The sequence below is a fragment of the Desulfovibrio sp. 6_1_46AFAA genome, from assembly GCF_000224635.1.
Taxonomy (GTDB): domain Bacteria; phylum Desulfobacterota; class Desulfovibrionia; order Desulfovibrionales; family Desulfovibrionaceae; genus Desulfovibrio; species Desulfovibrio fairfieldensis.
The window spans coordinates 116,578-127,006 of sequence record NZ_JH114302.1; the positions used below are offsets into that span (position 1 = coordinate 116,578).

A 10,429-nucleotide genomic window follows, 5' to 3' on the forward strand; every position below is an offset into this window, starting at 1 on the left:
GGCAGGGGCATGATGCCCCTGCACCCGCATTACCGAAATGTTGCTGCAAAGCAACAACATTTCGAAAGTGAGGGGGACCGGGGGGAATGATTCCCCCCGGACGGGGTTTGGGGCGGTAAGCCCCAAAAAAACATCGACACTTCGTTAGAAACAGCGCGGAAATGACAGAGAAGGAGTGGATCATGGCATATCGTGTCATACACTATATCAATCAGTTTTTCGCCGGCATCGGCGGCGAGGACAAGGCGGACGTCGGCCCTGAAGTGCGCGAAGGCGTTGTGGGTCCCGGCATGGCCTTCAAGGCCGCTCTGGGCGGCGAAGCGGAAATCGTGGCGACCTTTATCTGCGGCGACAACTATTTCGCCAACCATATGGATGAAGTGTCCGCCCTGGTGGTGGAAACCGTGCGCGAATACAAGGCCGACGCCCTGATCGCGGGTCCGGCCTTCAATGCCGGGCGCTACGGCGCGGCCTGCGCCTCGGTCTGCGCGGCGGTCCAAAAGGCTCTGCACATCCCGGTGGTCACGGCCCTGTACCGGGAAAATCCCGGCGTGGATCTTTTCCGTAAGGAAATTCCCATTGTGGAAGCCGCCGATTCCGCGCGCGGCATGGCCAAGGCCGTACCGGCCATGGCCCGCGTGCTGCTCAAGCAGCTCGGGGGCGAGGCTTTGGGAACCCCGGCCGAGGAAGGCCTGATCGAAAAGGGCATCCGCGAAAACATGTTCTATGAGCAGCCCGGCGCGGAGCGCGCCGTGTCCATGCTGATCAAAAAGCTCAAGGGTGAGCCCTTTGCCACGGAATACGCCATGCCGGTCTTTGACCGCGTGACCCCGCGCCCGCCCGTGGCGGACATGAGCAAGGCCAAGATCGCCCTGGTCACTTCCGGCGGCATTGTGCCCTTCGGCAACCCGGACCACATCGCGGCCTCCAGTGCCCAGAATTTCGGCGAATACGACATCACCGGCGTCACGGATCTGCTCCAGGGCAAGTATCAGACCGCCCACGGCGGCTACGACCAGACCTACGCCAATCAGGACCCGGACCGCGTGCTGCCCGTGGACGTGCTGCGCGACCTGGAAAAGGAAGGCCGCATCGGCTCCCTGCATCCGCTCTTCTATTCCACCGTGGGCAACGGCACGGCCGTGGCCAAGGCCAAAGCCTTCGGCATCGAGATCGGCAAGCGTCTCAAGGACGCCCAGGTGCAGGCGGTGATCCTCACCTCCACCTGAGGCACCTGCACGCGTTGCGGTGCAACGCTCGCCAAGGCCATTGAGGACACCGCCGACGTGCCGGTGGTTCACATGTGTACCATCGTGCCTATCTCTTTGAGTATCGGGGCCAACCGCATTGTGCCCACGGTCTCCATCCCCCATCCGCTGGGCAATCCCGAACTCTCGCCGGAAGCGGAAAAGGCCCTGCGCCGCGAACTGGTGGAGCGCGCGCTCACGGCGCTCTCCACTCCCGTGGATGAACAGACGGTCTTCAATACGTAAATTGCGGACGTAACAACAGCAATGACGGCCCGGCGGGCGCGACAGCGCCCGCCGGGAACCACGGGAGCATACATCATGGAGCAGCGTGAACTGGTCATCATCGGGGCGGGCCCGGCCGGACTGACCGCCGCCGTCTACGGCAAACGCGCGGGCCTGGACGTGCTTGTGCTGGAAAAGGGCAAGGCCGGCGGCCAGATCCTGATCACCAGCGAAATCGAAAACTGGCCCGGCACCATCAGTGCTTCGGGCGTGGGGCTGGCCGACAGCTTCCGGGCTCACGCCGAGCATTTCAAAGCCGAATTCCGCACCGCCACGGTGAAGGAACTGCGCCCGGCGGGCGGCAAAACCGTGGTGGTCACGGACCAGGGCGAGATTGAGGCCAAGGCGCTGATCATCGCCACCGGGGCCAACTTCCGCAAACAGGGCTGCCCCGGCGAAAAGGAATTCACGGGCAAGGGCGTTTCCTACTGCGCGGTCTGCGACGCGGCCTTTTTTGAGGAGCTTGAGGTGGCGGTCATCGGCGGCGGCAATACCGCCGTGGAAGAGGCCTGCTATCTGACCCAGTTCGCGGAGAAGGTCTACATCGTGCACCGCCGCGATCAGTTCCGCGCCGACAAGCTGGTGGCCGAGCGCGCCCTGAAAAATCCCAAGATCGTGCCCCTCTGGGACAGCGTGTTGGAAGCCATCGAGGGCGACGGCCTGGTGGAGCGCATGGTGCTCAAGAACGTCAAGAGCGGCGAAAAGAACGTGGTGGCCGTCAACGGCGTGTTCATCTTCATCGGCACGCTGCCCAACGCCGCCTTCCTGAGCGGCGTCTGCGAAACCACGGAGCAGGGCTGGATCATTACGGACGCCGACATGCGCACCTCCACGCCGGGCGTCTTCGCGGCGGGCGACGTGCGCGACACGGCCCTGCGGCAGGTGGTCACGGCTGCCGGGGACGGCGCGCGGGCGGCCATGTCCGCCTATGCCTATCTGGCTGAACAGGAATAGATTACCTTTGAAACGCTTCGCTTTTCAAAGGTTCATTCAGCCGAAAAATGTGATTTTCGGCTGAATCCACGCCGCGTTGCGGCGCGCCGCACCGTGTGTGGCGTAGCGGGAGCTCGTGCGGCTATTTTTATACAAGGAGCAAGCACATGGGCAATGTCGGCATCAAAGGCACGGCCTACTGCCTGAATTTCGCGCCGGAACTGGCGCTGCATTACGGCGGCACGCCCGCCCAGGAGCGTCGCGCCAAGCCCGATTCCGAGTATCTCAAGGCCCTGCCCGGGCGGGCCCAGAGCTATGAGGAAGCTGCGGGCTACGCCCCCAACAAGACCTATATCGGGGCCATGAGCGTGGAGGAACTGGCCGCCGCGCCCGCGCCCTGGCTGGAAAATCTCGGCGCGCCCGAGCGTTACGGCAAATACGGCGAGATCATGCCCGAAGACGAGTTTCTCGGCTTCATGGACATCTGCGACGTTTTTGACCTGATTTGGCTGGACAAGGATTTTGCCGCGCGCATCAAGGAAAAATTGGCCCAGGACCCGGTTGTGGGCGAGAGCCAGCTGGCCCGCCTGGAAGCCGGTCATGAGGCCGCTGAAATCGCCGAAGCCGTGGAAAAGCACATGGCCCTGCCGCTGTATCTGGACGGCCGGGTGGTGGGCTGCTGCCGCCGGGCTCATGATACGGACGAAAACCTCTCGGCCCACGTCATGCTGGAAAATCTGGCCTGCAAGGCCAGCGGCGTGCTGGCCCTGTTGCATTTGATCAAAAACAGCGGGCTCGCGCCTGCGGACATCGACTTTGTTGTGGAATGTTCCGAGGAAGCCGTGGGCGACGTTATGCAGCGCGGCGGCGGCAACCTGGCCAAGGCCGTGGCCGAAATCGCGGGCTGCGGCAATGCCAGCGGCTTTGACGTGCGCGGCTTCTGCGCCGGTCCGGCGGCGGCCGTCATCGCCGGCGCGAGCATGGTGGCCTCGGGCGTGCGCCGGAATGTGGCCGTGCTGGGCGGCGGTTCGTTGCCCAAGCTGTATATGAACTCGCGCGACCACGTCAAAAAGGGGCTCAAAGCCCTGGAAAACTGCATCGGCAGCTTTGCGGTGCTGCTCGTGCCGGACGACGGCACGGAGCCGGTGATCCGCCTGGATTCCGTGGGCAAGCATTCCGTGGCCGCCGGGGCGGCCCCGCAGGCCATCACCTCGGCCCTGACCTTTGAGCCGCTGACCCGCCTGGGCCTCAAGCTCACGGATGTGGACAAGTACGCCCCCGAACTGCACAACGCGGAAATCACCCTGCCCGCCGGGGCGGGCAATGTGCCCGAGGCCAACTTCAAGATGATCGCGGCCCTTTCGGTCATGAAAGGCCAGCTCAAGCGTGAGGAGATTCCGCAATTCGTGGCCGAGCACGGCATTCCCGGTTTCGTGCATACCCAGGGGCACATCCCCTCGGGCGTGCCCTACATGGGCCATGCCCGCGACGCCATCAAGGCCGGGAGCATCAAGCGCGCCATGATCATCGGCAAGGGCAGCCTGTTCCTGGGCCGCCTGACCAATCTGGCCGACGGCGCGTCCTTCCTGATCGAAGCTCCTTCCGAAACCGGAGGCGCGACGGGCGCGGGCGTCACCAAGGACGAAGTGCGCGAACTGCTGCTGGACGCGCTTGCCGATCTGGCCGCCAACCTTCAGAAAAACTGAGGTCTGCCATGGCGGAAGTAAACGAAAGCAAACGCGCCCTCATCGGCAAATCCCTGGCGGAGCTGGTGGCCACGGCGCGCGGCGGCGGCCCGCGCAATCGCATCGGGCTGATGGCCGCGGGCAGTGAGCTGCCGGTGGAAGAGTTCCTGCTGGGCGCGGGCACGGCCATGCGCCGGGACAGCCGCCTTCAGGTGGTAGGCCTGGGCCCCCGGCCGGACGCCCCGCTGCCCGAGGGCATGGACTGGATCGAAACGCCCGACTGTGAGGCCGACATTGCGGCGGCCATGGAAAAGGCTCTTGATTCCAAAGGTGCCGACGCGCTGGAAGGCGCGGTGGCCCTGCACTATCCCTTCCCGGTGGGCGTGACCACCATGGGCCGGGCATTCACTCCGGCCAGGGGCAGGGCCATGATCCTGGCTTCCACCACGGGCATCAGCGCGCCGCAGCGGGCCTGCGCCATGCTGCGCAACGCGGTGTACGGCCTGGCGACGGCCAAGGCTATGGGCATTGCCGATCCCGGCCTGGGCGTGCTCAATCTGGATGCCGCGCCTCAGGTTATGCGCGCCCTCAGCCGTATGGCCGAAAAGGGCTATGCCGTGCGTTTCGGCCAAAGCGTGCGCAAGGACGGCGGCGCGTTGCTGCGCGGCAATGACATCCTGGCCGGCGCGGTGGACGTCTGCGTCTGCGACACCCTCACGGGCAACGTGCTGGCCAAGGTCTTCGCGGCCTTCGGCACCGGCGGCGGCTACGAAGCCGCGGGCTGGGGCTACGGACCCTCCGTGGGCGAGGGCTGGAACAAGGTGGTGTCGATCATCTCGCGGGCCTCGGGCGCGCCGGTCATCGCCAATGCCCTGAGCTACACGGCCCAGGCCTTGCGCGGCGGCCTGCCCGCCAGGGTGGCGGCGGAACTCCGGGTGGCCCGCGCCGCCGGTCTGGACGAGGAACTGGAAGGGCTCATGCCCAGGCCCGAGGCCGGAAGCGGCGACGTGCCGGTCATGCCGCCCGTGGTGCCCACGGATGAGGAAATTCACGGCATCGACGTGCTCGATCTGGAAAACGCCGTGCATGTGCTCTGGAAAGAAGGTATCTACGCCGAAGGAGCCATGGGCTGCACCGGGCCGGTGGTCAAGCTGGCCTCGGCCGGTCTGGAAAAGGCCAGGACGCTGCTTACGGCGGCGGGCTATCTGTAAGGGAATCGCTGAGTAATGGTTTTGCCCTCTGCCTGCGTCAGGCTCGCTCCGTGCGAAGGTCGAATATGTTTGAATATACTCCTCCGCCCGCAGCTCGCCTTCCTTGGCAGAGAACAAAAATCTTCATTATCAGTACGTTCCAGGAAAATGTCTCCATCCTTTTGCGGCATATACAACACGCAAGCAGCGAGGTGCACTATGGTTATCGTGGACAAGGAAAATTTCGAAGCGGAAGTGCTCAACAGCGCTATGCCCGTCATCGTGGACCTTTGGGGCCCGCAGTGCGGTCCCTGCCTGGCCCTGATGCCGTCGGTGGAAAAGCTGGCCGAAGAGTACGAGGGCAAAATCAAATTCTGCAAACTGAACGTGGCTGAAAACCGCCGCCTGGTCATCTCCCTCAGGGTCATGGCCGTGCCCACCATTCTGTTTTACAAGGGCGGGGAAAACGTGCAGCGCATCAGCAGCGACGAAGTGACCCTGGACACCATCCGGGAAGGCGCGGAGAAGCTGTTGGCATAACAACGGCTTGGCTTGTTGCGGAACAAGCAAAGCAACAACAAGGAGTGCATCATGGGTAAACTTGCAGGTAAGAAGCTGCTGCTTCTGGGCGAACGGGACGGCGTTCCCGGTCCGGCCATGGCGGCGGTCTTCGCCAACTCCGGGGCCGAGGTGCTGTTCTCGGCCACCGAATGTTTTGTCTGAACCGCCGCAGGCGCCATGGACCTGGAAAATCAGCAGCGTGTGAAAGACGCCGCTGAGAAGGTCGGGGCGGAAAACCTGGTGGTGGTGCTCGGCTCTTCCGACCCCGAAGGGGCGGAAATCTATGCCGAAACCGTCACCCTGGGCGACCCCACCTTTGCCGGTCCGTTGGCGGGAGTCCCGTTGGGACTCTGCGTGTACCATGTGTTTGAAGAGGAAATGAAGAGCGAAGCCGATCCCGCTGCCTGGGAAGAGCAGATCAGCATGATGGAAATGGTGCTGAACACCGAGGCGCTGGCGGCATCCGTGAAGAAGATGCGCGACGCCAACAGCAAGTATTCGCTGTAGGCCGGGCCGCGTCCGAAAATGTGCGCTTCCCCCGCAGTGCGTCACGCTTTGCGGGGGAAGCGTCGTACTGAAGGGCCGTGAATGAGTTTTGCTTCAGGCCTCCTGCCCGCGCCGGGCTTCAGCCGTTGGCGGCAAGGCCGCCTTACGGATGAAGGCCGCAACGATAGGCGGCCCAAACGGCTGGAGGCGTAAAGTCTCCGTGCCCGGAAGGCAAAACAACGGACGGAGAACAGAATGACCCTGCCCTCCCCGGCTGTTTACGGAAGCCGCAAAAGCCGCTAAGAAATCCCTATGGTTTTTCTGCACGCCTTGGGGGGAATTTTCGGCCTGCTGCTGGTCGTGGCGGTGGGCTATGCTCTGGCCTGGAAGGGCTGGTTTTCCACGGAAAGCCAGATGCTTTTGCCCAGGCTGGTGACCTATGTGGCCCTGCCGCCTTTTCTGATGTGCACGCTGTTGCAGTCCTTTGACCGCGACCATCTGCTGCACATGCTCTACGGCGCGCTGCTGCCCTTCACCTCCCTGGTCATCACTTTCAGTCTGGCCTGGGTGGTGGGCAGGATAGCTCATGTGCAGCGAAAGCACTTCGGCCTGTTCTGCGCCTGTGTTTCCAATTCCAATACCATCTTTGTGGGCATTCCGGTCAATCTGGCCCTGTTCGGGGAGGAATCCCTGCCCTATGTGCTGCTCTATTACTTTGCCAGCACCATTTTTTTCTGGACCGTGGGCAACTACGCCATCAGCAGCGACGGCTGCGGGGAGGGCCGGGAACGGACACGGCTCTGCGACAATATCCGACATATTTTTTCACCGCCCATGCTGGGTTTTCTGACCGGCCTGGCCCTGGTGATGTTCAAGGTGGATCTGCCCCGTTTTCTGCTGGATGCGGCCAAATATCTGGGCAATCTGACCACGCCCCTGGCTCTGCTGTTCATCGGCGTCACCCTGCAAACCATGGATCTGCGGCACCTCAAACTCGACCGGGATCTGGTTCTGGCCCTGGTCGGGCGCCTGGTGGTCAGCCCTCTGGTGGTGCTTTTGCTCGTGCCCCTTTTCCCCATACCGGAACTTATGGGCAAGGTCTTCATCATGCAGGCCTCGCTGCCGGTGCTGATGCAGGCGGCCATCCTCAGCGCCTACTACCGCACGGACCCGGAATTCGGCGCGTTGATGGTTTCCCTGTCCACGCTGCTTTCGGCTCTGACCATTCCCATCTATATGACCCTGCTCTGAGCGGCTCCCGAAATCTCGCATAAACCGGGTCATTTTCCCCGCATGCGCCGCAGCACGCCCAGCAGCGGCGCGTCGGGCGTGCGCGCGCATTCCTTCCAGACCAGTTCAGCCGCTCCGGCGGGCATGTCCCGCAGGGCTTCCCCGATGTTGCTGCCGTCCCTGGCCTGATCATAGGCGTAAAGCCAGATGCCGAAAAAGAAGGCGTCCTCATTATGATCGCCCGCAGCCAGGATATCCCGGCAACGGGTCATGGTTGTTTTCCAGGGGCCGCGATGCCAGGTTTTCTTCTGTTCCCGCCAGACTTCGGCCAACCCGCGCTCGGGATGTGCGGCGCAGATCCGTTCCACGCGGGCCAGCAGGGCGCCCAGATCGCGCGGGTTGAAACCCGTGCCGCCGTGCCGGGCGCTGACATAGGCGTCCAGCTCCAACGCCTCCAGGAGACGGCGCATTCTTTCGCCGCCCGGCTTAAGCGCGGGCTGGGCCCAGGCCGCGCACACGGCTGAGGCCGAATCCGTGAAAACTTCCCGTCCGGCGGCGTCAGGCGGCGTGCTTTGCGGCCATGCCGTCAGCGGCAGGCAGAGCAGAAAGGCGCACAGCGCCGGGATGTTCCGCATATTTCCCCCTTCAGACATTTTCACATTGAAAATGGGCAAATGCACGGCGGCCGCGAGGGCAGCGTCACAGCTCTAGAACAGGTCAACTTTGATGTTATGCATTTCAAAGTCAAAGGCACGCTTACTCCGCCGTAAAGCCTTACGGGTTTTGCGTGTCGGATTTTTCAAATGAGGCACTGGATGCTGCGAAGGCCGCGGCCGGGGGAGAGCGCGTGTTGCGTCTCCCGCTGCGGTCGCGGCCTTCGGCATGGTCAGACTTGGGAAGGATTTATTTGACGCTTTCACGCATGACGTCGAGCATCAGCGCCTCGGGCTTTTTGGAGCAGGCATCCAGATACGCCTTGAGCGTGTCGTCGCTTTCCAGCACCGAGCCGGGCTTGCCGCTCTTCTGGCGGTTGTAGCCGTCCAGCCAGATCACAAAGCCGCTGCCGTCGTCTTCATTGGCCTTATAGTCTTTGCAGGTCGTCTTGTTCGCCCGCCAGGGGCCGTCGGCTGCCACAGGCTGGTTCTTGCGGGCCTCCTGCCAGAGAGTGACTACCTTTTCAGTGGGCTTGGCCTGGCAGGCCGCATAGACCTGCTCCAGCAGCGGAGCCATGATGTCCGGATCGGCCACGGCCTTGCCCTGCGCGGCGGCGGCATAGCCGTCGATCTGCAGCCCCTCGAACAGCGGCGGCTGGCCGGACGTGCTGGAAATGGCCACCAGTTCAGCGCAGATGAAATTGGACGGGTCGATTTTTTCGTCCGCCGCCTGGGCTCCTGCGGGCAGGGTCAGCATAAGGCAGCAGAGGATAAACAGTTTTTTCATTCTTTCTCCCTTGGATGGAACGTTGTGACTTTTCTTCCATTACCTACGAGCCCGCATCTGTCAACAGGCGATATAAAACGGCCGCCGGAAAATCTCCGGCGGCCGTGGGACGACGTGAAACCTATGGGATTTTTTGATCTGTTGCCAGCTTTTCAGAAGTGTTTCCCTAAAGTTCCGGGGGCAGCTCCTGCAATTCCTTCCAGGTAAACACCGGCCCGTCCACACAGACGTAGCGGCCGCCGATATTGCAGCGCCCGCAGATGCCGATGCCGCATTTCATGCGTTTTTCCAAGGTGGTGACAATGTTCTCCGGCGCGAAGTTCAGCTTTTGCAGAGCCTGCACCGTGAACTTGATCATGATCGGCGGCCCGCAGAGCACGGCCACGCAGTTGGCCGGGTCGGGATTCAGTTCCAAAAGCACATTGGGGATCAGGCCCACTTTATGCTCCCAGCCTTCAAAGGGGGCGTCGATGCACAGGGTGCAGTCCAGGTCGGGACGCCGCAGCCAGTCTTCCAGCTCATAGCTGAAGGCCATGTCGCGGGGCGAGCGCGCGCCGTAGAGCAGGCTGATCTTGCCGTAGTCCGCCTTGTGTTCCAGCAGATGCAGCATGATGGTGCGGATGGGTGCCATGCCGATGCCGCCACCCACGAAGAAGATGTCCTTGCCCCTCCAGTCGTTGTAGGGGAAGAAGTTGCCCAGCGGGGCGCGCATGCCCACCTTGTCGCCGGGCGACAGGCGGTGGATGGCGGCGGTCACTTCACCGGCCTGCATGACCGAGAATTGCAGATAATCCTTCCGTGACGGCGGGGAGTTGATGACGAACGTGGATTCGCCCGCGCCGAACACCGAGAGTTGGCCTACCTGGCCCGGCTCGTGGGTGAAGGACTCCATGGCTTCGGGATCGTCCAGGACCACGCGCAGGGTCTTGATATTGCCGGTTTCCTGGATGACTTCGGCCACGGTGGCGGGCATGGGTTTATAAGGATTGCCCTGGGGCTTGGGCCGGGGCGAGATCTCCCGCAGCATGCCCTTGCCGCCTGCGGGAGCCGCGGGAGCTTTGGGGGCCGTCTTGGCCTTGGACTCAGCCTTGGGCGCGGGGGCGGCTTCGGGAGCCGGGACCTCGGCGGGCGTTTCCACAGCGGGGACGGCGCTTTCCTTGACGGCCAGTTCGCCCTCTTCTCTCACCACAGGGGGGTGCTCCTCATGCGCCACAAGGTCCGCCTCCGGGCGCACGGCCGGAGAGACCGGCCGTGCGGACGCGGGCACTTCGGCGGGCCGGGGCTTCGGGGGCGCGTCTTTCTTGGGCGCGGCGGCCTTGGCAGCTTCCTTGGGCGCGGTTTTGGGAGCGGCCTTGGCGGCCGTCTTGGATGC

10 protein-coding genes are annotated in these 10,429 nt (G+C 63.2%); 7 read left to right on the forward strand and 3 right to left on the reverse strand.

Annotation, left to right across the window (positions count from 1 at the left end):
* Positions 1-182 precede the first annotated feature (182 nt).
* The 7 genes from grdB (at position 183) to HMPREF1022_RS07250 (ending at position 7,638) form a co-directional block, all read left to right on the forward strand.
* On the forward strand, positions 183-1,493 hold the full coding sequence (grdB, locus tag HMPREF1022_RS07210; protein ID WP_083823266.1) for a glycine reductase complex selenoprotein B: 1,311 nt from the start codon (positions 183-185) through the stop codon (positions 1,491-1,493).
* 75 nt (positions 1,494-1,568) lie between these two features.
* Positions 1,569-2,486 carry a thioredoxin-disulfide reductase gene (gene trxB, locus HMPREF1022_RS07220; RefSeq protein ID WP_008683204.1) on the forward strand — a complete coding sequence of 306 codons (918 nt, stop codon included), beginning with the start codon at positions 1,569-1,571 and terminating at the stop codon, positions 2,484-2,486.
* A 146-nt stretch (positions 2,487-2,632) separates the two neighbouring features.
* Entirely contained in the window at positions 2,633-4,171 is a 1,539-nt protein-coding gene (gene grdC, locus HMPREF1022_RS07225) for a glycine/sarcosine/betaine reductase complex component C subunit beta (protein WP_009302564.1), read from the forward strand.
* Positions 4,172-4,179: 8 nt separating this feature from the next.
* Positions 4,180-5,361: a glycine/sarcosine/betaine reductase complex component C subunit alpha gene (gene grdD, locus HMPREF1022_RS07230; RefSeq protein WP_008683206.1), complete on the forward strand. Its 1,182-nt coding sequence runs from the start codon at positions 4,180-4,182 to the stop codon at positions 5,359-5,361.
* A gap of 198 nt (positions 5,362-5,559) precedes the next feature.
* Positions 5,560-5,880 carry a thioredoxin family protein gene (locus HMPREF1022_RS07235; protein WP_008683207.1) on the forward strand — a complete coding sequence of 107 codons (321 nt, stop codon included), beginning with the start codon at positions 5,560-5,562 and terminating at the stop codon, positions 5,878-5,880.
* A gap of 51 nt (positions 5,881-5,931) precedes the next feature.
* The gene (gene grdA, locus HMPREF1022_RS07245; RefSeq protein ID WP_083522096.1) at positions 5,932-6,408 is read left to right on the forward strand and encodes a glycine/sarcosine/betaine reductase complex selenoprotein A; all 477 of its coding nucleotides are present in this window, start codon (positions 5,932-5,934) and stop codon (positions 6,406-6,408) included.
* 291 nt (positions 6,409-6,699) lie between these two features.
* Positions 6,700-7,638, forward strand: a complete 939-nt coding sequence (locus HMPREF1022_RS07250; protein ID WP_008683209.1) for an AEC family transporter — start codon at positions 6,700-6,702, stop codon at positions 7,636-7,638.
* Between the two features lie 29 nt (positions 7,639-7,667).
* On the opposite strand, the gene HMPREF1022_RS07255 is transcribed toward HMPREF1022_RS07250, so the two are convergent.
* The 3 genes from HMPREF1022_RS07255 to HMPREF1022_RS07265 all read right to left on the reverse strand — a co-directional run bounded on the left by HMPREF1022_RS07255 (position 7,668) and on the right by HMPREF1022_RS07265 (position 10,084).
* Positions 7,668-8,252 carry a hypothetical protein gene (locus HMPREF1022_RS07255; RefSeq protein ID WP_009302568.1) on the reverse strand — a complete coding sequence of 195 codons (585 nt, stop codon included), beginning with the start codon at positions 8,250-8,252 and terminating at the stop codon, positions 7,668-7,670.
* A 268-nt stretch (positions 8,253-8,520) separates the two neighbouring features.
* On the reverse strand, positions 8,521-9,057 hold the full coding sequence (locus HMPREF1022_RS07260) for an HdeA/HdeB family chaperone (protein WP_008683211.1): 537 nt from the start codon (positions 9,055-9,057) through the stop codon (positions 8,521-8,523).
* A 166-nt stretch (positions 9,058-9,223) separates the two neighbouring features.
* Positions 9,224-10,084 carry an FAD/NAD(P)-binding protein gene (locus HMPREF1022_RS07265; RefSeq protein ID WP_035061158.1) on the reverse strand — a complete coding sequence of 287 codons (861 nt, stop codon included), beginning with the start codon at positions 10,082-10,084 and terminating at the stop codon, positions 9,224-9,226.
* Positions 10,085-10,429: the final 345 nt, after the last annotated feature.

Coding starts and splice junctions, on each gene's coding strand:
- HMPREF1022_RS07255 (WP_009302568.1), bottom strand. CDS start 8,252: ATGCGGAACATCCCGGCGCTGTGCGCCTTTCTGCTCTGCCTGCCGCTG.
- HMPREF1022_RS07265 (WP_035061158.1), bottom strand. CDS start 10,084: ATGCTGCGGGAGATCTCGCCCCGGCCCAAGCCCCAGGGCAATCCTTAT.
- HMPREF1022_RS07260 (WP_008683211.1), bottom strand. CDS start 9,057: ATGAAAAAACTGTTTATCCTCTGCTGCCTTATGCTGACCCTGCCCGCA.
- grdC (WP_009302564.1), top strand. CDS start 2,633: ATGGGCAATGTCGGCATCAAAGGCACGGCCTACTGCCTGAATTTCGCG.
- HMPREF1022_RS07250 (WP_008683209.1), top strand. CDS start 6,700: ATGGTTTTTCTGCACGCCTTGGGGGGAATTTTCGGCCTGCTGCTGGTC.
- HMPREF1022_RS07235 (WP_008683207.1), top strand. CDS start 5,560: ATGGTTATCGTGGACAAGGAAAATTTCGAAGCGGAAGTGCTCAACAGC.
- grdD (WP_008683206.1), top strand. CDS start 4,180: ATGGCGGAAGTAAACGAAAGCAAACGCGCCCTCATCGGCAAATCCCTG.
- trxB (WP_008683204.1), top strand. CDS start 1,569: ATGGAGCAGCGTGAACTGGTCATCATCGGGGCGGGCCCGGCCGGACTG.